Below are 17,684 nucleotides of genomic sequence, written 5' to 3'. Positions count from 1 at the left end.
GCACGCCGCTCAATCCTGCTCAGCACTGCCCTGACCCTCCTGCTCGCCGCCTGCGGCCAGCCGCAAGGAGAGTCACCCGCCGAAGTCGATCCCTACGCCAACGGCGCGAATTACCCCTGGTCCTACACCGCCCCCGAAGGCCGCCTCACCACCCTGAGCCTCACCCCCGGCGAGAACAACCTGTACTTCGAACCCATCCTGGCCGCCTCCAACGGCTGGGGTCCCGTCGAGATCGACCGCAGCAACGGCGAACAGGCCGCCGGAGACGGAAAGACGCTGAGCATCAACGGGAAGACGTACACCCGCGGGTACGGCGTTCATGCGGGCAGTGAACTGCGCTTCAGCCTCAAAGGCACCGGAGCGAACTGCACACGGTTCACGGCGGATGTCGGGGTGGACGACGAGGTCGGCAAGAAAGGCAAGGTGGTGTTCCAGGTGTTCCTGGATGGCGTCAAGGCGTACGACAGCGGGGCGATGAAGGGCAAGGACCCGGCCAGACTGGTGGACCTGGACATCACTGGGAAACAGGAACTGAGGCTGGTGGTGACGGATGCGGGGAACGGCATCAACTACGACCATGCTGACTGGGCGCAACCCAAGATCTTCTGCGTGGCCACCACGCCCCCCACGACCCCGCCCCCCACCCCGCCACCCTCTGGCCCCTCAGGCACGCTGGACCCCAGCTTTGATGGTGATGGGATCGTGGTGACCAACTTTGATGGAGGCAATACCGAAGCCTCTGCGGTCCAGCAACAGCCGGATGGCAAAGTGGTCGCCGTCGGCACCATGTTCGCTGTCGGTATCGATTTCAAAACTGTCGTCGCTCGCTACAACAGCAATGGCAGCCTTGACCCCAGCTTCGGAAGTGCGGGAACAGCCGTGCTGAATCTGATCAGCAGCAGTTCCGCCAATCCTTCGGGGTACGAAATTTATTCCGCTATAGCGCTGCAGAAAGACGGCAAGATCCTTGTGGGTGGCGGAACCTCAGGTCTCACCCCGTTGATGGCACGCCTGACTCCGACAGGCGCACTTGACCCCACCTTCGGCAATGGTGGCGTCGTCATCGTTCCCGAACTGACGGTTGGGGGGGTGACCGAGATTCTGGTGCTGGGTGATGGACGACTCCTGGTCAACGGCACCCGGGCCGTGCAACGGTACAACTCCAATGGAACGCTTGACACGACGTTCGCGAGTGCCGGTACCCTGGAGCGCCAGGAGGGCGGGCAACTGTCCATCGCCGACATTGCTCTTCAGTCCACTGGTCAGATTCTTCTCCTGACGAGCAACGGGTACCTGAAACGCTTCACCGCGGATGGGCAGCTGGACACCAGCTTCGGGACGAATGGGCAGATCGGGTATGAAGTCTGGCGGTCCGCTTACAAGGAATTCAGTGGCAGGTCGCTCGCGATGCTCCCAGGCGACGGCTTCCTGGTCGGGCTGCAGGGTCGGAACATCTCTGAAAGCACATCCAAATATGATCCACCTGTCATAGATGACGACAGCATGCTGGTGAAGCATGAGCCCAACGGGGCCCTGAGCAGCAGCTTCGGAATGGGGGGGCGTGTGTTCTACCCCGAGGGCTACGGTTTGACTGGTTTACAGACTCTGCCAGACGGTTCCTTACTGGCGCACAATGTACGCTTCAATGCGGATGGAACCTTCAAGCAGATCTACTCCCTGCCAAATATGAATGTGACCCGAAGCAGCGTGCAGGCAGATGGCCGAATTCTCCTGGCTGGATCATCGAGCCTGCCTTCATGCCTGTCTCCGTGTGGCAGTTCCTTCACGGTGGCCCGCCTGTTTCCCTGATCAGAGGTAAATGGGCAGCGATGGTACTGCCATACCCGTCATGCTCATAAACCCTCGACCATCCGATGTATATCCTTGACTCAGCCTGTATTCGACGCTATCTTTAAGAAATCAAGGCGGCCTCCGGGCCGCCTTCTTCGTTGCACTCAAGGATGCTTCAGCAGATCAGGGGTTCTCGCCGGCTACACGCAGGACGATCGGGTTATCGCGCGGAGCAGGCCGTGGTGAGCGGCTAACTTCAGCATGTCTGAATGTCTGATAGCGAAACCCCCAGGTGTGTCCTGGGGGCAGAGGGGCAGGTAGTCTTACTGCGATTGAGTCATCAGACCTTCTACAAATCGCTAGTGCTGGCTTTTGCCCGCTCCGTTCAGTTCCTCAAAGACGGACTCCATAATGTTCTGCTCCCACCAGACTGCTGATGCCCCTCACCCACTGGCACAGGTACAGCGCATCTGCGCCGCGTGGCGGGCGTGGGCGCGTGTACTGTGAGAAGAAATGCGCGCCCTGTTGCCCCTGATCCTGCTGACCATGACGGTCCCCGCCCTGGCGACACCGCTGCTCAGCGCTCCACTCGTGCCCACCCCGATGGTGTTCAAACACGCGAACGACACACTCTACTCCGCGCGCGTCATGCTGCCTAAAGGATTAGTGCCAGACCCCACATCGTTCGATATGGGCAACCCGGTCGGCTTCAAGAGCACCGTCCTGGGTATGGTTATGCAGTTCAAACTGCACTACAACCCGGTCATCGTCATAACAAACGCCAGCGTGAAGCGCCGCGCGGCCGGCCGCACGACTGCCGAGGTGCATACCTTCCCGACAGGCAGTGTGACCATCTACACCAGCACGCCCGCACCTGAAGCTGGCGGGCACGTGACCTGCAAGGTCGATCTGGATCCCGCCCGGGTGCCCGCCCGGCAGATGGCGGCCGCCGTGGACCGCGCCGTGAACACCTGCACGTCCCTGCAGATCCTTGGAAAGAGATAACCCATTCCGGACGCCAACAAGCTACCTGACGGTGACTTATCGCCAGTGCCACCTTGGTTCCCCTCAACTGCGTACTGGAGTCCCGCGCCCGAGCGTGTCAGCGCGGTCCTGCGGTCAACGAGTGCTGAAGGTCGGTGAGCTCGGTCAGGCTGCCGTGATCAGTGATCGGCCAGACGGAGGACGTTTCATCCTGCTGAAATGACACCCGGAGTGTTTTCCCCTCGCCTGCATCCGCTTCGAGCAAGATCTGCCGGCCTGTGAAGGTCATCGAGCCTCCATCTCCGGCCAAGGTGCCCGCGACCAGTCGCTGGACCTTCCCCACCAGGGACGCGCTCACATCGAACATTTATACCCGCCGCGGCCTGCCCTCCTCCAGCACGAACCTGCGGGGTCGCGCCGTACACCACGATCTCCACGGCGGTCTTCACGCCATGGTGCAGGGAAGCCGGGGGGATGGTCTGATCCGCGAAGGGAAGCGTCATCAGGTCATCATGATCCACGCTGAAACCCGACCGTGACCCGGTGTGGTGCGCTTCAGGCGTTCACGGTCCCCGTCACCGTTCCTTTTGGACTCCCCCCAGCGGTTCACGCCCGGGAGGCTGTCCACCATCAGCAGCATCAGCAGGCCCGCCCATCCCAGCACGCCAGATGCGAACCACCACGGCCCCCAGACGACGGCTACCCCCGGACCCACCATGCTCCACGGCACGAACAGCAGCAGGGGAACAAGCAGCAGCTGCCACCACCCACTCCGCCCCGCGTCATGTAACCGCCGCGCGCCCATGCCCAGGGTCGGCACCAGGAAACCCAGTGCTACCAGCAAGTCCACTCCTTCCACGATCCGGACCAGCAGGGTGTCCTCACGCATCCCCAGTTGAAGCATGCTCAACACCAGCGACACCAGGGCCGTTGCGAGCATGAAGCACCAGAAGGCACGCCGGCGGACGCGCCCTTTGAAGTTCGCGTAATCGGGCTTAACCTGGCGAGGGGCGAAATTCTGTCTAACTTGTCTGTGCCAGCTGTGACTTGAGCGGCAGTCGCTCGTGCATGTTGAGCGTGAAGGTGACATACGGGCTGATGTGCGGCCACTTCAGCGGCGTCAAGGCCCGCAGGTCCACCGGGGTCGGTCGCCCCTGCCGCTCCGGCTCTGACAGCACCTGCTGCATCACTGAGACTTGATCTCAATCGGAACACAGAACCGCGCTGTTCGCTCCCTGGAATCCCCACGTGTCGAAGTCTCGCCATAGGAGGTGTGAAACCGCATCTCTTCCGAGCGGATGAGAACTTCAGAATCGTGGCCTTGCCCCGGCAGGCCCTTCATCGCCCGCGAGTGGGTTCAGCGTGATCTGCACCCCCGCTCCAGTTTCGGTGTTGAACAGCCTCATGCACCCGCCGTGAACTTCGATCAATGATTTCGAGATGGCCAGCCCCAGCCCACTTCCGCCGCGCCCGCGTTCCCGGTCAGGGCCGCTGTAAAACCGTTCGAACGCCCGATTCAGGGCTTCTGCGGTGAACCCTGTGCCTGTGTTGTGAATCTCGATGTGGACGGCCCCCGCTTCCACCTCAAGCTTGATCCAGACCGTGCCGTGCGGGGGCGTGTGGCGCAGGGCGTTGGTCAGCAGGTTATGGACGACCTGCTGCAACCGGCGCCGGTCACCGGTCACCATGACCGGTTCGGGACAGAGTTCCAGGAGAAGATCGACGCCCTGTGCCTGGGCCGTCGGCAGGTGATCGGCGTGCAGACGGATCAGGACATCCTGCATCTCCACTGGCCCAAGTTCGAGCCGCAATTCGCCCGCTTCAGCCAGCGAGAGAAGCTGCAAATCCTCAATCAGCTCGGACAGCAGGTCGGCATGACCGATCAATTTGTCCAGTTCCTGCGGGTGAGCCGGCAACACGCCGTCCCGCACAGCTTCCAGCCGCCCGCGCAGCACCGTCACTGGCGTGCGGAGTTCGTGGGCAATGGCAGCCACGCTATAGCGCCGTTCATGCTCCAGCCGCTCTAGGGATGCGGCCATGACGTTAAAATCTCTCAGGAGCCTCGCTGTTTCGTCGCTGCGCCGGGTCAGACTGCGGCTCAACGCGGCGCGGGCCGTGAAGTCCCCAGAAGTCAGCCGGTTCGCGGCAGCGGAGAGATGTGTCAAAGGGCGAGCAAAACGCCGGGCCGACCACCACGCGAGCAGGGACAGCACGGTGAAGAGCAGCACCAAGCCGAACACGAACAGGGACCGGATCTGATCCACATCTAGGCTGGTCCCAGACAGCTGTCTCGCCTGCATCAACAGGGGGTCAAGTTGACTGGGGGACAGCTGAAACCGGGCCGTCAGCAACTGCTGGGTCTGACGCTGCACCTCATCCATAAAAGCTGACCAGGCGTAACTGAGAATGACGAACACGGTCAGCGAGGTCAGCAGCACCAACCCCAGCATGGTTTTGTAGAGGTCTGCGGCCAGCGAGTTCCAAGCGCGCCGCATGGCTTGCCAGGGCGTCTCAGGCTGCAGCTTCATAAAGATTCCTATTGAAAGCCATACAGTTCAGCCTTCGACCAGGGCAAACTGGAACAGCTGCGTAGCAGCGCATGGAGGGACGAGCACGGGTCCCACGGTATGGACGAACATCCGGTGGGGGTGCCAAATGTGCACGAGTGGAGCGCAGTCCGCCTCATTCGTCTGCCAGCCGGAAGCCCACGCCGCGCACCGTCTGAATAATATTGGGCTGGCCCGCGCCCTCCAGTTTCCGGCGCAGATTCCACAGGTGGGTGTCGATTACCCGTTCCAGCGCGTCCGAGTCGGGCAGGGCCACTTCGAGCAGTTCGGCACGGGAACACACCCGGCCCCGGTGCCGCAGCAGGTGTTCCAGCAAGCGGTACTCGGTCATGGTCACGTCGAGGCGCTGACCAAGAACCCGCACCCGCACGGCCAACGGATCGAGTTCGACCCCGCTTAACCGAAGCGGTTGCCCGGTGGTCTGTGTTCCGGCACGGCGCAGCACCGCTTTGACGCGGGCAACCACCTCCAGGGGGCTAAAGGGCTTGACCACATAGTCGTCCGCGCCCATTTTGAGGCCCAGAAGCGTGTCCAAGTCTTCCGCGAACGCCGTGACCATGATGACGGGTGTTCCTGCCGTCTCCCGGATGAGCCGCAGCACTTCAAAGCCGTCAAATTCGGGCAGATTGACATCCAGCAAGACCAGATCAGGCCGGGCCGTGCGATGCAGTTGCACGGCCGCTGAGCCGGTACTGGCCCGTTCAGTGCGGAACTGCTCGCGGCGCAGGTACACCTCCAGCAACTCGGCAATATCCGGCTCGTCTTCCACGATCAATACGAGTTGGCCTGGGTTCACGTCTTTCAGTGTAAGCAGCCTTGCCAAGACCACGCCTAACGCCTGTCAAGAAAACTTGTCAATTCCCCGAAAGCGTCTTGTGGGTCGCCGCACACACTCCATGCAGGGTTGCACGTCGCTACCCGAGGCGTGAGCCTCACCAACCGAATGTAAGGAGGAGAACATGACACGACATGTCCCCATCAATAGCACTTTGAAGGACCCGCAGATCCCGGTGCAAGCCAAGCTCACGGCAGCCTGGGCCAGCTTCATGTTCCTCTACATCTACGTCGACATCTTAAATTTCTACAAGCCCGGCGTCGTCGACGGCATCCTGGTTGGCCTCATCTGGAAGTTCGACATCAGCTCGACGTTGTTGACCATTTTCCTCGTGTCTGTGTCGATCCCGGCCATGATGGTGTGGCTCTCCATGACGCTGCCCGCCCGGGTGAACCGCCCCACGAACCTCGTCGTTGCATCGCTCCTCATCCCCTACTCGATGTTCAACGCAGCAGGGGCGACCTGGGAGTGGGCCGCCTTCTACGGCATCTCCATCGGACTCGAGGTGCTGCTTCTGGCCTTCATCCTGCGCTCCGCCTGGACCTGGCCCCGCACGTCCTCACCATTGACGCCGGCGTAGCAGTGGTGTCCCTGTCCAAGTGGCTAAGCCAGCTATACGCTCTGCCAGGAGATAACCTCGACGGAATACGCGTGGTGACCATGGCATACGGGGCGTTCTCCTTCTCGTTCGCTATGCAGGCGCGCAGGCCTCAACCCCTGATCGTGCTGCTGGTCGCCGCGAACGCGACGTGGGGCGGGCTGTGAGCTTGCGGGTGCAATTGCTGGCGCTGAGTCCGTGGCTGGACTTCGACGCCAGTAATGTCGTGGTGGCCTGGTCGCGCTGGTTGGTCACGTTGGCTTTGGCCGAACGGTACCTGCGGCGCTCCTCCCGGTAACGCTCCAGGTTGAAGTCACGACACGGACAGGCCCCTTCTGCCTACCCCGCTCAGAAGCAGACTGTGCCGCAAGCCGCTGAGTTGCGGCTTCAGAAACCCCTCATGCGGTCTGGAAAAAATTTCAGCCTTCGTCAGGTTAGGTCCTAATCACGACGCAGGACATCAGCCAGATGCGTACAGAGGAACGGCATCAGCGCACCAGCAGGCAGCCGACTGCAGGCAACGTATGGGAACAAACAGGAGTTGCATTCCCTCCAATGTACCCGTCTCGTGAGACCAGACGAGACGGATGTAAGGACAGTGCGTCACGGAATGATGGTCACGGCAGGTGTTTTGGCAGCGGCGGTGTCTAGATGACGTCTGACTGGTACTCCCGCAGGATGGCTGTCGCCCGTCATTTGCCTCCATCCACGCTGAGCACCTGACCGGTCACCCAGCCGGCATACTCGGACGCGAAGAACAGGACCGCGTGAGCGATGTCCTCCGGACTGCCGAGGCGCTTCAAGGCGATGTTCTCGATCAAGCGGCGTTGCCCGTCCTCGCCGTAACTTTCCCACTGCCGCTCGGTGGTGGGGTTGCTCCGCACGAACCCGGGCGCGACGCTGTTCACCGTGATGCCCCATGCGCCGAGTTCGTGGGCCAGCTGCCGGGTCAGACCAATCTGCGCGGCCTTCGCGCTCGCGTACGCCTGAACGCCTGTCAGACTCACGCCCACCCCCGCCCCGCTGCTGATGTTCACGATGCGCCCAGCACCCCGCGCCTTCATGATCGGCGCGACCGCCTGACTGAAATAAAACGCGCCGTCCACGTTTACTCGGAACAGCGCGTGCCAGTCGTCCTGACTGATTTCCTCCACTGGCCGGCCCACCTGACCAAGCACGCCACCCGCGTTATTCACCAGTACATCCACCCGCTCTCCCCCTGAAGCCTCCTGAACCAGGGCCTGCACCGCCCGCCGGTTGGAGACATCCACCGTGCGAACCTGCAACGAAGCGCCTTCTTGAACCGCCAGGGCTTCCGTTTCCCGTAGCCCAGCTTCGTTCACGTCACAGGCCCAGACCCTCGCACCCCTGACCGCAAACGCCAGGCTGATGGCTCGACCGAAGCCATGCGCCGCACCGGTTACGACGACGGTCTGGCCATCGAAGCGGACGATCACGGCCGGACCATCGCAAGCGAGGGTGATGGTCCGTTGATTCTGCAGGGCGGAGTCAAGGGTATGGGCATGCCGCCATCCTGCCATCACCGTTCGCCGAACGACACTCCTGCCTGGCGGGCACTTGCCGCCGATACCGTCACGGTCGCGGTCCAGCTTCGTGCTGTACCCGGGCTCCCCGGCCCGGATCGGCGCAGCCCCGGCCGCACACAGCGCGGCACAGTGCGCGGACACGACCGGCGCCCGCTTCGGTAGCGCAGTCAAGCGTCTACAAGCAAATCCTGCCCGACGGATACTCAGCGCCACGTATTCATCTCTTCGGCAGCCACCAGATCATGGTCCCGGCCATGATCTGGTTCAGTGTTTTGTCAACTTCTGTCGCTAGGATAGGAGTGCACAGGTAGATCTGCTGTCAGAGTGACATGTCGGAACGCAGGTCAACTTACTTTCCTTCGCTAAAAGATTGGATACCCCATGAAAATGCCCCGACTTCTGATACCCCTGCTCCTGCTGGTTCTCGCCTCCCCGGCGGGGGCCCTGCAGTTAATCGTCTGGGACCGTGATTTCCAGACAAAGGTCGGCTACGGGGAAAGGGACGGCGGCAGGTTCGACGTGCAACTGGTCCCGCGCCACAACGGACCGGTGGTGGTGTTGTTTTCCCAGACTGATGAGGAATTCCGGCGAGGCACGTTCCCTGCCCTGCTGAGTCGTTACAACGGCTTCCTGCGGGGCGGGCAACTGATCATCGAGCTTCCAGGAAACGACGACCTGACACTCTCCAAGTTCCTGGCTACCTTCCGGCTGAGCGTCAGTGTGCAGTCGACGGGACAGACCCTGTCATTGCCTGGGCTAAAGGGTGCTGGACCGGACAACATTAAGATCAAAAACAGGTAGTTTCAGGGAAGCTGACCGACTGCCGGTATATCCGGACTGTTTACCCCCAGGCCTATCAGGCCCCCACAGGGTCGCGCAAAGTGCTACGGTACGCTCCACGGGATCGCCTCCCGGTGGTGGCCCGCACCCCAGCACTGCACATGCGCAAACCCAGCCCCTCCATCACCAAATACCACGACACTTACCCGCCGGAGCTGGCCACCACCGACGAACTCAAAGCGCTCGGGTTGAAACCAGGAACCTTCACCCCGGCAGCGCTGCTGGAATACCACCGCCCGCCGGATGTTTCAGGCGTCTGAGGGCTGTTTGAGAGGGTCAAGGCCGTGCCGATCACTGCTCGATGAGCCGTGTGCGGTCACATCAGGCTGCTTCACCCGGTAGCCACCACACCTGAACTCATGGCCTACGGGCGTGAACTGCTGCGCTGCGCCGCTTGCTTCGGCTGACCGGACAGCGTCAACCCACGCGGCTTCACGACCGACAACACCGTAATCACCAGCAACACCACCAGGCCAGCACCAGGGTGGAGCAACTGACCTTCAAGTCCAGGCGCCGCATCACCGTTGGGCACCGACCTCGCCGCGACATTCGCCATCACGCTGATCTCCGGCATGGTCAACAGCTGCACCACCGTCGCCACGACCGTCAGCAGCAACTTGAACACCACCCAGTAATGCCTGAACAAGCCCCAGGGCGTCAGCAGCGCCTGCGCCACGCCACTCAGCAACGCCAGCACACTCAGTGGCACCATGGCGTATCACGCGATGACCTCCATTCCCATCCAGGCGGTGCGCAGCATCTGCACGTCGTGACTGTTCATGGCCGCCACGGCCAGCACCAGGTACGAGATCGCCGCCCCGACCCAACCCACGGAGGCCGTGATGTGCAGCGTCAATGCGGCCTTCCGGACACCTGGGACGAGGCTCATTCGCGGGACGCCCGGCTCCGGGAGGCCCGGGCACCATTCGCCGGCGTGCCCGGGAGCACCGGCGTGTGATCGCCTGTCGGCTCTCCCGCTGCGATGTGTTGGCCCGGTCCATGATTTCCGCCCAGGAGCTTCAGGATGACCAGCAGACCAGGCCGACGAAAGCGGGCGCTCCCAATGATCCGGTCAACCTGGAGTTCCAGGTCGTGAACACCTCGACGGGTCGGTCGCGCATCTTGAAGCTGAAGATCGCTGAGCGGCCTGGGTGTGGGCCGCTGGATGACACGTTCGTGATGGAGAATTTTGCGACGCGAGCGGATGAGCGGTTTTACTGGGCGCAGCGGCATGACCGCTGCGGGTACTTTGTCATCCGGTTCGACTGGCACGGGAGCGACCAGCAACGACCGATTGTTCGCGCGGGAACGCTGCCTTGAGGGCTCTGGGGTTCATCAGAGGAGGCGGAAGGACATCCTGCAGTGGTGCTGGAGCCTGGATCCTCCGGGATGTCCGGGGCGCACAGCATGAACCTGAGTTCGACGTCGTGGCACTCCCGAAGGGTGGTGTCGAACCTGGGGAGAGCGCTCTGCAGGCGGCCGTGCGGGAAATCAGGGTGGATCGCATGACTGAACACGCTGCATGTGCAGGGTGAGTTATCCCGCCTTTAGAGGTCAGCGGACTGCGATCCCCATAGAGAGCGGTCCAACCCGTTGGGTTCTGGAGTTGACCTTTCTGACCTTGCCAGTCACGACCCGGGAGACTTGAGTGAATTCGACGGGGTCTATATCGGTGGCGGAAATACCTTCAGACTGTTGCACCTGCTCCGCGAGCATTCTCTCGACGCTGCCCTGAAGCGGTATGCCTTTGGCGGCGGAGCTGTGTATGGCGGCAGCGCCGGAGCCATCCTGATGGGGTCTGACATTCTGTCCTGCGCGCACGATGATGCTGATGTCATCGGCCTGCAGAGCACGACTGCCCTGAACTTCCTAGGTGGTCATGACGTCTGGTGTCATTACCAGCCTGAGCAGCACGCACAGGTTCAGGCGTATGCGGACCTTCATCAGCGCCCGGTATATGCCCTTCCCGCACGGGGCGGTCTCGTCGTTCACAGCGGGCAGATTGAGTTCGGTGGGTTTGAGCCTGGAGTGACTGTCCGGCCGTGATCAGTCACAGTTGAAGCGCACAGGACGTCCTTCGCCAACAGTGTGGCGGGTGAGACGCAACAGGGAGCAGGCAGGCCAGGGGCGGTCGTGGATGAGCCTTGCCTTCTGGTAAGACATACGCGTAAGGAATACAATCACGGCATGGGAACGATTACGGCCAAGATCACCAGTAAAGGGCAGGTGACCCTCCCCCGCGAAATCCGTGAACGCCTCGGTGTGCAGGACGGCGACCGAGTCCGCTTCGAGGTGGAACACGGCACGGTCGTGCTGTACCCCCAACGCGACACGCCCAGCTTCGGCGGCATGATCGGCCTTGACCCTCTGCCCGCCGGCCAGGATGCCTGCCAGCGTGTAGACGATCTCAGGCACGACCCCGACGACACGGCCGCCCTGCGGTCTGCGCCAGCACACCCGAACGTGACCCTGCTGGATGACCATTGAGCAGCGTCTCCCTGGACACCAATGTCCTGCTGGCCCTCTGGAATGCCGAGGTCACAGCGTCCCGCCTGGCCGCGGCTCTTGATCGCCTGGCCCGCTCAGGCCGCCTGCTGGTGTGCGGGGCGGTGTACGCCGAACTGTACGGGATGCGTCCGGATCTGGACGCTCTGCTGCGCACGTACGGTGTGGTGGCGGACCCTGAGATGTCGCTCATGGCCTGGCAGCGGGCAGGTCAGGCTCATGCGGCGTACTCGGTGCGGCGCCGGGCTGCTGGGGGTGGAATGCTGCGTCGCATCCTGACGGACTTTCTGGTGGGCGCTCACGCGAGTGCGGGGGGGCATCAGTTGCTGACCTTGAACGTGCGGGATTACGGTGACTTTCCTGAGGTACCGCTGTTGACGGTCGCGCTGCCCGCTCCTGGGCCGGAGTCAAGCGCAGGAGGGTAAGGTCAGTCGGTCGCCGTGGGCTTCTTCTGCGGCCTGGGGGCTGCGGCCCACCGTGTGCCGTCATTCGCCCGGCGCGGTTTCAGAGGGGCGCCCCGGTTGTGCTCGCTCCCGCAGGTAGAGATAGAGCGGCAGGGCCAGCGATGCCCCAACGAGGCACGCGGCCAATACCGGCCACAGCACGCGGGTCACGCCGGCGCGGGGGGCATCGAGGCGGATAAAGACCAGGATTGTCACGACCGTGACCAGCACGTCCGCCCAGGCGAATGCGGAGATGCGACTGCGCCTGATCTCCTCGCCGATCAGGGCCAGGTCCAGGCCGTGTTCAGCCAACCACGGCAGAAAAGCAGCCAGGGGCAGCGCCGCGCCTACGACCGCGAGTGTCAGGTAAAGCACTTGTGGGGAAGTCACTCGCTCAGCTTAAGATCTGCAGCCAAGAACACGATGCAAAAGTGGATTGAGGGTGTCGCACGGCTGGGTACACGCTGTGACGGCTGGGGGCACATGATTCGCCGGCATACAAGCGCGTTCATGTATGTGAATGGCGCTGGGCCTCAAGCGGGCCTCTACCCGGATCTGGAGCGGGTGGCACCAGGGTTACCCTCACGGTCAGTTTTCACCCGGCGTTGACGGCATCTAGGTATACCAGCAGGCTCAGCAGAGTGGAATGTGCGCCTTATACGACCGGGCGACCGCCCAGCCCCTATCCCGGGAACAGGGATAACTTCGTCTCCTTCTGTTCAATGCAATTGCAACTGCCTGCTGATACAGCTGTGACCACCGGGCTGAGGGTTTGACACATTAGTTGCTGGATGGGCACAGAAGTTGCCCAGACCATCCCGTTTCACCTACACCCATCCCAGGCTGTTCGGCTTCAATCTAGAATTATGCTATTGACAAAATAAATGCTGTGACTTACGCTACTCTTGATCACAATTTAAGGAGGAGCGCCCATGACCTATCCTGCCGGACAACCTAGCTGGACTGACCTCGCCACACCCATGCCAGACCAGAGCAAAGCCTTCTACACGGCCCTGTTCGGCTGGGAATACGGAGAAAGCAGTGAGGAATACGGCCATTACGCAATGGCCTTCCAGGACGGAAAACTGGCGACGGGGCTGGCTCCGCTTCCACCCGGCGCAGAGATGCCGAGTGCCTGGACGGTCTACTTTGCCAGCGACGATATCGCTGCCGATGCAGAGCACGTCACGCGCTTAGGTGGCCAGGTCATCATGGGGCCGATGCAGATCGGTGACCAGGGTCATATGGGGGTGTTCAGCGATCCCACGGGCGCCACTTTCGGCCTGTGGCAGGCCGGCAACCATCAGGGTTTCGAAGCCCGGGAAGGCGACGGCAGCGTGGCCTGGGTGGAGGTCAACACCCGCGACTCGGCCCGCGCCCTGTCGTTTTACACTCAACTGTTCGGTGCCGAGAGCACGCCGATTGAAGGCGCGGATTACCACCAGCTCCGGCACGGCGAGCAGGGCTATGCCGGAGTGTCAGGGCATGGTGCGAACTGGGAAGCTGTTACGGAGCCCCACTGGGTGACCTACTTCTATGTGACCGACGTCGACCGGGCAGCGCAGGTGGCTCAGGATCAGGGCGGGAAGGTGCTGGTGGCGCCTTTCGATATGCCTTACGGGCGCATGGCTGTCCTGGCCGATCCTGCTGGCGCGACGTTCAGCGTCATGAACCCGAAGCCGGCAGACGACTAAGGCCGATATCCGGTTTATTGAGAGCGGCCACCATCCAAACTGCTTTCTGCTCTGAACTGGACGGGGTGGACGGTACTTCAGGAGCCTCGGGCACCTCCGGTCGGTGTCACTTTACGTCAGTCTCCGAAAGCGACCATCAGCGGGGTTTCCTGGCATCCAGAACGATGGAAACACAGCCCACCTTGCCGTCACGGTTGCGGTGATCGAGCAGCAGCGAGCGGTAGATCGGCCCCGTCGTCACATCCCAACCGTGATAGTGGAAGCGGCCCCGCTCATCGCAGTATTCCAGCAAGTCCACCTCAAAGCCTGCCATCTCAAAGACTTGCCTGAAGCGGTGAGCGTCGTACACGATTTTGTGGTCCGCTGCCGGGTGGTCCGCCGGACCAGGCCCACCCACCTGCACGATCCGCTGGTACTCCTCGTCCGGGAAGTTCGCGTCGGGAACCGCGCAGCGCAGGAACCCACCTGGTTGGAGAAAGTTGAAGCACAGACGGGCAGCCTCCAGACCCTGCTCTGAAGTGAGGTGCTCCCAGACGTGCTCGCACAGGAAGGCGTCAGCGCGTCGGTCACCGAAGTACCGCTCGAAACTTGTACGGTCCGTCAGGTCGAGTTGTTCTCGCTGCGTGGGAGTCCAACCGTCCCAGGCCTGATTTCCTGCGCCAAGAATGACCTGGAGTGGTGCCATCACGGGTGCAGTATGCTGCCCGAAGCAGAGGCATCAGCAAGGAGAGCACCCATGAAACTTCTGCTTACTTCCGGCGGCATCACCAACCCGAGCATCCACGATGCGCTGGTCGGCCTGCTGACGAAACCGATCGCGGAGTCCACCGCCCTGTGTATCCCGACCGCGCAGTGGGGTCACCCGATGTGCGGACCAGGCTCGGTGCGGCACTTCATTACTGACCAGACTCCGGCGACCATGTGTGGCCTGGGATGGAAGTCGGTGGGCGTCCTCGAACTGACTGCGTTGCCGAGCATCAGCCAGGAGCGGTGGGTGCCGTGGGTCCGGGAGGCCGACGTCCTGCTGGTGGATGGGGGTGACGCGACGTACTTATGCCACTGGATGCGGGAATCCGGGCTGGCAGAGCTCCTGCCCTCGCTGCCCGAGACTGTCTGGGTGGGGCTGAGCGCTGGGAGCATGGTGATGACGCCGCAGATCGGTGAGTACTTTGTCGAATGGCCTTCTGCGCCAGACGACCGCGCCCTCGGGGTCGTTGACTTCTCGATCTTCCCGCATCTGGATCACGAAATGCTGCCGGGGAATACCATGTCCGCTGCGGAACGCTGGGCGGCCAGCATCAAGGGGCCTTGCTACGCGATCGACGACCGGACCGCCATCAAAGTGGTGGGTGACTCCGTCGAAGTCGTTTCTGAAGGGCACTGGAAACGGTTGACGCCCTAGCGTTTTTCGCTCGCCATTGTTTTGACGGCGGAGATCTGGGGGCTCCAACTGAAGAGGGAGTCTCGCCTGGGCATCCCATTGTTGTCTCCAGGAGGCGGTGTCTTCCCCTCCAACCTATTCTCGGCAGACTCTAGGATGACGCTGGCCGGAACCTGGTGATCTTGACGGTCACCTCTCCCGACCTCGTCTGAACCGACGTGTCCACACTGGCTGACCTACATTGGAGGAGTGCATCCATGACTGACCAGACCCCGTGGACGAGCAACATTTTCGCCATCACCCTGCTCACTGAGAACCTCGAGGAAGCCAAAGCCTTTTACCAGAGGGTTTTCGACCTTCCGATCTCATTTGAAGGTGACACCTCAGCCGTGTTCCAGTTCGGGAGCACCCTGATCAACATCCTCGCCATCAGTCAAGCCGAGGAACTGATCGCCCCGGCAACAGCCGCGCGCCCCCAGGATGGTGCCCGTGCCGTGTATACCCTTCGTGTCGAGAATGTGGACGCCAGATGCGCCGAGCTGACGGCCAAAGGCGTCAGGTTGCTGAACGGGCCGATGGACCGACCCTGTGGCATCCGCACCGCCAGTTTCCAGGACCCGATGGGAACCATCTGGGAGGTCGCCCAGGACCGATGAATCTGCTCGATACCCTGCTCGCCCATAACGAGGGCACCACGCGACGTCTGATTGAACAGAGTGCTGCGCTCTCCGATGAGCAGTTGGACCAGGAGTTTGATCTGGGTTTGCGTACGGTACGCCTTTCCCTGCATCACATCATCGAGAGTATGAAGTGGTGGACGGATCTGATGAACGGTCAACCGCAATGGTCGTTGGACCCCCTCCCTCACGACCCTGTTTCTCTTCCCAGTTTGCAATTTCGTCTGGCCACGGTGGCCGAGCAGTTTGCCCGAACTGCCCACGACGTGGAGGAACGTGGACGGTGGGACGATCACTAGCCTGCTCGGGCGGATCAGAGTTCCCGCCAGTATGGCACCACGTTGGTGCACGTCCTGACGCACGGTGCCCATCACCGGTCGCAGGTGATTCATATGCTGAAGCGACTGGGCGTTCAGGATGTGATCTGGCGGGCGAAAGTGCAACACAGTGGCGGGAGCGAACGAATTATGGGAATGCGGAGACGGTGCGGCAGATGCTGCTGTTGCTTGAGCAGAGGTGGGGCCGCAGCCTGAGTCCGGCGCTGGGGGCCCCCTGATTGATCACGCCTGAAGTGGATCGGCTGTTGGTGCAGGCGTTCGGTCAGTCGAGTCGGGAGAGGCGGCCGGTGTTGGAGTGCCTGGGTGAGTTGCTGCGGGACACGGCCGTGAAAGAGGTAGAGGTGATGTCTTCTTCACCGGCTGCGGAACCTGTGGGAAGGATGCCGGAAGCGGCAGAGGGTCGGGAGGAGCAACCGCTGGAGTTGATTGCAGTGAAGCTGCTTTTGTTCTCGGAGGAGGTGGAGGCCCGGGCCCGCGCGAGGGAGGAGCATCATTGGGAGGAGTCCCGTCGCTTGATGAAGGAGCAGCGGAATGAACTGCGGTCCGCGTGGACTGACCAAGTGGCCGGGTCGTTGCGTCGGGTCGAGCTTGCCCTGACGGCCAAGGTCGCTGGCGTAGAGAAGGAACTGGATGACTGGATTGACCGGTTGTCGCAGGGGAGGGAGCAGGAGCTGCAGCGCCTGGGGGAAATCCCGGGAGAGTTGCGGACGGTCCGGGAAGAGATGGCAGTCATCGCCGGACTGATGGAGCGGATGGAAGGCCAGGCCAACACTTCGGCGGAACTGCAGCGGGGCCTGACGTCCTTGACCCAGCAGCTGGCTCAACTGGAAGGACGGCTCAGCGGGGTGGTCAAGGACGTGAGTGCCTACTCTGCTCAGGCAGACACCCAGGGAAAGTCCGTGGTTTGGGAGGCCCGGCAGTTGAGGTCTCTGCTTCCGGAGGCGAAGGTGGTAGGTCTGGTGTGTGGCTTTGTACTGTTCGCACTTCTGGCGATGGTGATAGGTGAGCGGGTGCTGGAGCCACGAGTGCTTCTAGGCGTGATGTTCCTGGGGCTCGCAGGTCTCTTGATTCGGAGAGTGTGGAATGGGCGCACTGCCTGACATCCCTCCGCGGATGGTCAGACAACAGATGGGCCGGGCACTCCAGAAGTTGGGAGCCCAAACCAGGACCCACACACCCTGTAATCATTTCGAGGGCTTCCGCAGGTTCGAACCAGTGCCCGTGCCAGTGGTCGAACCCGATGGTGATGTGCTGGTCTTCCGTGGTTATCCACAGCTGGCACTCGTGGTCAGCGGGAGAGGCGAGGGTGACACTGAACGCTTCACCCTCGTCGTGCGCTTGAGCGTGCGCTCGCCACTCGGGATGCACCGCTAAGAGGTCCTGAGCGAACGCTCTGGAATGAGGATTGAGGACGTGGACGTCAACCGGCGACATGGCTCTACCTTGCCTCATCGCCCGGGCAGGCACACTCAGGGGAAGTCGGG

At 62.1% G+C, this 17,684-nt stretch carries 27 protein-coding genes; 17 read left to right on the top strand and 10 right to left on the bottom strand.

What is annotated here, in order from left to right; translation table 11 throughout:
- Together IEY49_RS16815 and IEY49_RS16810 are read left to right on the top strand one after the other, a co-directional pair.
- Positions 1 to 1,809: NPCBM/NEW2 domain-containing protein (locus IEY49_RS16815; protein ID WP_194505920.1), on the top strand; the 1,809-nt coding region annotated here is incomplete at its 5' end.
- A 495-nt stretch (positions 1,810 to 2,304) separates the two neighbouring features.
- The gene (locus IEY49_RS16810) at positions 2,305 to 2,796 is read left to right on the top strand and encodes a hypothetical protein (RefSeq protein WP_189010857.1); all 492 of its coding nucleotides are present in this window, start codon (positions 2,305 to 2,307) and stop codon (positions 2,794 to 2,796) included.
- A 97-nt stretch (positions 2,797 to 2,893) separates the two neighbouring features.
- Here IEY49_RS16810 and IEY49_RS16805 read toward each other — a convergent pair whose 3' ends face one another.
- The 5 genes from IEY49_RS16805 to IEY49_RS16785 all read right to left on the bottom strand — a co-directional run bounded on the left by IEY49_RS16805 (position 2,894) and on the right by IEY49_RS16785 (position 6,138).
- Entirely contained in the window at positions 2,894 to 3,133 is a 240-nt protein-coding gene (locus IEY49_RS16805) for a hypothetical protein (protein ID WP_189010855.1), read from the bottom strand.
- Between the two features lie 144 nt (positions 3,134 to 3,277).
- Positions 3,278 to 3,865 carry a DUF805 domain-containing protein gene (locus IEY49_RS16800; protein ID WP_189010853.1) on the bottom strand — a complete coding sequence of 196 codons (588 nt, stop codon included), beginning with the start codon at positions 3,863 to 3,865 and terminating at the stop codon, positions 3,278 to 3,280.
- The gene (locus tag IEY49_RS16795; protein WP_189010877.1) at positions 3,798 to 3,962 is read right to left on the bottom strand and encodes a hypothetical protein; all 165 of its coding nucleotides are present in this window, start codon (positions 3,960 to 3,962) and stop codon (positions 3,798 to 3,800) included. The genes IEY49_RS16800 and IEY49_RS16795 overlap by 68 nt, the downstream gene beginning before the upstream one ends.
- A gap of 120 nt (positions 3,963 to 4,082) precedes the next feature.
- Positions 4,083 to 5,303, bottom strand: a complete 1,221-nt coding sequence (locus tag IEY49_RS16790) for a sensor histidine kinase (protein WP_189010851.1) — start codon at positions 5,301 to 5,303, stop codon at positions 4,083 to 4,085.
- A gap of 154 nt (positions 5,304 to 5,457) precedes the next feature.
- Positions 5,458 to 6,138 carry a response regulator transcription factor gene (locus IEY49_RS16785; protein ID WP_229780873.1) on the bottom strand — a complete coding sequence of 227 codons (681 nt, stop codon included), beginning with the start codon at positions 6,136 to 6,138 and terminating at the stop codon, positions 5,458 to 5,460.
- Positions 6,139 to 6,301: 163 nt separating this feature from the next.
- Here IEY49_RS16785 and IEY49_RS16780 point away from each other — a divergent pair, with 163 nt between their 5' ends.
- Both IEY49_RS16780 and IEY49_RS21730 read left to right on the top strand, forming a co-directional pair.
- On the top strand, positions 6,302 to 6,757 hold the full coding sequence (locus IEY49_RS16780) for a DUF6326 family protein (protein WP_189010846.1): 456 nt from the start codon (positions 6,302 to 6,304) through the stop codon (positions 6,755 to 6,757).
- A 181-nt stretch (positions 6,758 to 6,938) separates the two neighbouring features.
- Positions 6,939 to 7,073: a hypothetical protein gene (locus IEY49_RS21730; RefSeq protein WP_268239081.1), complete on the top strand. Its 135-nt coding sequence runs from the start codon at positions 6,939 to 6,941 to the stop codon at positions 7,071 to 7,073.
- 394 nt (positions 7,074 to 7,467) lie between these two features.
- Here the strand turns inward: IEY49_RS21730 and IEY49_RS16775 are convergent, their stop codons facing one another.
- Positions 7,468 to 8,493, bottom strand: coding sequence for an SDR family oxidoreductase (locus tag IEY49_RS16775; protein ID WP_189010844.1), 1,026 nt, complete (start codon positions 8,491 to 8,493; stop codon positions 7,468 to 7,470).
- 216 nt (positions 8,494 to 8,709) lie between these two features.
- Between IEY49_RS16775 and IEY49_RS16770 the strand changes: the two genes are divergently transcribed.
- Both IEY49_RS16770 and IEY49_RS16765 read left to right on the top strand, forming a co-directional pair.
- Complete coding sequence (locus tag IEY49_RS16770; protein WP_189010842.1) at positions 8,710 to 9,123, top strand: hypothetical protein; 414 nt, start codon at positions 8,710 to 8,712, stop codon at positions 9,121 to 9,123.
- A gap of 116 nt (positions 9,124 to 9,239) precedes the next feature.
- A complete protein-coding gene (locus tag IEY49_RS16765) occupies positions 9,240 to 9,422 on the top strand; it encodes a hypothetical protein (protein ID WP_189010840.1) in 183 nt (60 codons plus the stop codon).
- A 104-nt stretch (positions 9,423 to 9,526) separates the two neighbouring features.
- On the opposite strand, the gene IEY49_RS16760 is transcribed toward IEY49_RS16765, so the two are convergent.
- Together IEY49_RS16760 and IEY49_RS21545 are read right to left on the bottom strand one after the other, a co-directional pair.
- Positions 9,527 to 9,874, bottom strand: coding sequence for a hypothetical protein (locus IEY49_RS16760; RefSeq protein ID WP_229780872.1), 348 nt, complete (start codon positions 9,872 to 9,874; stop codon positions 9,527 to 9,529).
- Positions 9,875 to 9,880: 6 nt separating this feature from the next.
- Positions 9,881 to 10,051, bottom strand: coding sequence for a hypothetical protein (locus tag IEY49_RS21545; RefSeq protein ID WP_229780871.1), 171 nt, complete (start codon positions 10,049 to 10,051; stop codon positions 9,881 to 9,883).
- Between the two features lie 110 nt (positions 10,052 to 10,161).
- On the opposite strand from IEY49_RS21545, the gene IEY49_RS16755 reads away from it, so the two are divergent.
- The 5 genes from IEY49_RS16755 to IEY49_RS16735 all read left to right on the top strand — a co-directional run bounded on the left by IEY49_RS16755 (position 10,162) and on the right by IEY49_RS16735 (position 12,092).
- A complete protein-coding gene (locus IEY49_RS16755) occupies positions 10,162 to 10,482 on the top strand; it encodes a hypothetical protein (RefSeq protein ID WP_189010838.1) in 321 nt (106 codons plus the stop codon).
- Entirely contained in the window at positions 10,479 to 10,697 is a 219-nt protein-coding gene (locus IEY49_RS21945; protein WP_373291938.1) for an NUDIX domain-containing protein, read from the top strand. The genes IEY49_RS16755 and IEY49_RS21945 overlap by 4 nt, the downstream gene beginning before the upstream one ends.
- Before the next feature lie 109 nt (positions 10,698 to 10,806).
- Positions 10,807 to 11,208 carry a Type 1 glutamine amidotransferase-like domain-containing protein gene (locus IEY49_RS16745; protein ID WP_189010834.1) on the top strand — a complete coding sequence of 134 codons (402 nt, stop codon included), beginning with the start codon at positions 10,807 to 10,809 and terminating at the stop codon, positions 11,206 to 11,208.
- Between the two features lie 141 nt (positions 11,209 to 11,349).
- Complete coding sequence (locus IEY49_RS16740; RefSeq protein ID WP_189010832.1) at positions 11,350 to 11,649, top strand: AbrB/MazE/SpoVT family DNA-binding domain-containing protein; 300 nt, start codon at positions 11,350 to 11,352, stop codon at positions 11,647 to 11,649.
- Entirely contained in the window at positions 11,646 to 12,092 is a 447-nt protein-coding gene (locus IEY49_RS16735) for a type II toxin-antitoxin system VapC family toxin (RefSeq protein WP_189010830.1), read from the top strand. Before IEY49_RS16740 ends, IEY49_RS16735 begins: the two co-directional genes overlap by 4 nt.
- A gap of 60 nt (positions 12,093 to 12,152) precedes the next feature.
- Here IEY49_RS16735 and IEY49_RS16730 read toward each other — a convergent pair whose 3' ends face one another.
- A complete protein-coding gene (locus IEY49_RS16730; RefSeq protein ID WP_189010828.1) occupies positions 12,153 to 12,500 on the bottom strand; it encodes a DUF2834 domain-containing protein in 348 nt (115 codons plus the stop codon).
- A 542-nt stretch (positions 12,501 to 13,042) separates the two neighbouring features.
- Between IEY49_RS16730 and IEY49_RS16725 the strand changes: the two genes are divergently transcribed.
- Positions 13,043 to 13,804 (top strand): VOC family protein, encoded by a 762-nt coding sequence (locus IEY49_RS16725; RefSeq protein WP_189010826.1) that lies wholly within the window; start codon positions 13,043 to 13,045, stop codon positions 13,802 to 13,804.
- Positions 13,805 to 13,940: 136 nt separating this feature from the next.
- On the opposite strand, the gene IEY49_RS16720 is transcribed toward IEY49_RS16725, so the two are convergent.
- A complete protein-coding gene (locus IEY49_RS16720) occupies positions 13,941 to 14,489 on the bottom strand; it encodes a class I SAM-dependent methyltransferase (RefSeq protein WP_189010873.1) in 549 nt (182 codons plus the stop codon).
- 51 nt (positions 14,490 to 14,540) lie between these two features.
- Between IEY49_RS16720 and IEY49_RS16715 the strand changes: the two genes are divergently transcribed.
- The 5 genes from IEY49_RS16715 (at position 14,541) to IEY49_RS16695 (ending at position 17,300) form a co-directional block, all read left to right on the top strand.
- Positions 14,541 to 15,206, top strand: coding sequence for a Type 1 glutamine amidotransferase-like domain-containing protein (locus IEY49_RS16715; RefSeq protein WP_189010824.1), 666 nt, complete (start codon positions 14,541 to 14,543; stop codon positions 15,204 to 15,206).
- A gap of 236 nt (positions 15,207 to 15,442) precedes the next feature.
- The gene (locus tag IEY49_RS16710; RefSeq protein WP_189010822.1) at positions 15,443 to 15,841 is read left to right on the top strand and encodes a VOC family protein; all 399 of its coding nucleotides are present in this window, start codon (positions 15,443 to 15,445) and stop codon (positions 15,839 to 15,841) included.
- Positions 15,838 to 16,161 carry a DinB family protein gene (locus IEY49_RS16705; protein ID WP_189010820.1) on the top strand — a complete coding sequence of 108 codons (324 nt, stop codon included), beginning with the start codon at positions 15,838 to 15,840 and terminating at the stop codon, positions 16,159 to 16,161. Before IEY49_RS16710 ends, IEY49_RS16705 begins: the two co-directional genes overlap by 4 nt.
- Before the next feature lie 45 nt (positions 16,162 to 16,206).
- On the top strand, positions 16,207 to 16,395 hold the full coding sequence (locus tag IEY49_RS21940; protein WP_373291939.1) for a DinB family protein: 189 nt from the start codon (positions 16,207 to 16,209) through the stop codon (positions 16,393 to 16,395).
- Positions 16,396 to 16,715: 320 nt separating this feature from the next.
- Positions 16,716 to 17,300 carry a hypothetical protein gene (locus IEY49_RS16695; RefSeq protein ID WP_189010816.1) on the top strand — a complete coding sequence of 195 codons (585 nt, stop codon included), beginning with the start codon at positions 16,716 to 16,718 and terminating at the stop codon, positions 17,298 to 17,300.
- The last annotated feature ends 384 nt before the right edge of the window (positions 17,301 to 17,684 follow it).

Source organism: Deinococcus malanensis (genome assembly GCF_014647655.1).
Lineage (GTDB): Bacteria > Deinococcota > Deinococci > Deinococcales > Deinococcaceae > Deinococcus > Deinococcus malanensis.
The sequence above is the reverse complement of the archived record's forward strand: the minus strand, read 5'-3'. Positions and strand labels throughout refer to the sequence as shown.

Coding starts and splice junctions, on each gene's coding strand:
- IEY49_RS16770 (WP_189010842.1), top strand. CDS start 8,710: ATGCCCCGACTTCTGATACCCCTGCTCCTGCTGGTTCTCGCCTCCCCG.
- IEY49_RS16740 (WP_189010832.1), top strand. CDS start 11,350: ATGGGAACGATTACGGCCAAGATCACCAGTAAAGGGCAGGTGACCCTC.
- IEY49_RS21545 (WP_229780871.1), bottom strand. CDS start 10,051: ATGAGCCTCGTCCCAGGTGTCCGGAAGGCCGCATTGACGCTGCACATC.
- IEY49_RS16810 (WP_189010857.1), top strand. CDS start 2,305: ATGCGCGCCCTGTTGCCCCTGATCCTGCTGACCATGACGGTCCCCGCC.
- IEY49_RS16705 (WP_189010820.1), top strand. CDS start 15,838: ATGAATCTGCTCGATACCCTGCTCGCCCATAACGAGGGCACCACGCGA.
- IEY49_RS16780 (WP_189010846.1), top strand. CDS start 6,302: ATGACACGACATGTCCCCATCAATAGCACTTTGAAGGACCCGCAGATC.
- IEY49_RS16710 (WP_189010822.1), top strand. CDS start 15,443: ATGACTGACCAGACCCCGTGGACGAGCAACATTTTCGCCATCACCCTG.
- IEY49_RS16790 (WP_189010851.1), bottom strand. CDS start 5,303: ATGAAGCTGCAGCCTGAGACGCCCTGGCAAGCCATGCGGCGCGCTTGG.
- IEY49_RS16715 (WP_189010824.1), top strand. CDS start 14,541: ATGAAACTTCTGCTTACTTCCGGCGGCATCACCAACCCGAGCATCCAC.
- IEY49_RS16760 (WP_229780872.1), bottom strand. CDS start 9,874: ATGGTGCCACTGAGTGTGCTGGCGTTGCTGAGTGGCGTGGCGCAGGCG.
- IEY49_RS16800 (WP_189010853.1), bottom strand. CDS start 3,865: ATGTCACCTTCACGCTCAACATGCACGAGCGACTGCCGCTCAAGTCAC.
- IEY49_RS16755 (WP_189010838.1), top strand. CDS start 10,162: ATGATTTCCGCCCAGGAGCTTCAGGATGACCAGCAGACCAGGCCGACG.
- IEY49_RS16695 (WP_189010816.1), top strand. CDS start 16,716: ATGAAGGAGCAGCGGAATGAACTGCGGTCCGCGTGGACTGACCAAGTG.
- IEY49_RS16795 (WP_189010877.1), bottom strand. CDS start 3,962: ATGCAGCAGGTGCTGTCAGAGCCGGAGCGGCAGGGGCGACCGACCCCG.
- IEY49_RS16720 (WP_189010873.1), bottom strand. CDS start 14,489: ATGGCACCACTCCAGGTCATTCTTGGCGCAGGAAATCAGGCCTGGGAC.
- IEY49_RS16725 (WP_189010826.1), top strand. CDS start 13,043: ATGACCTATCCTGCCGGACAACCTAGCTGGACTGACCTCGCCACACCC.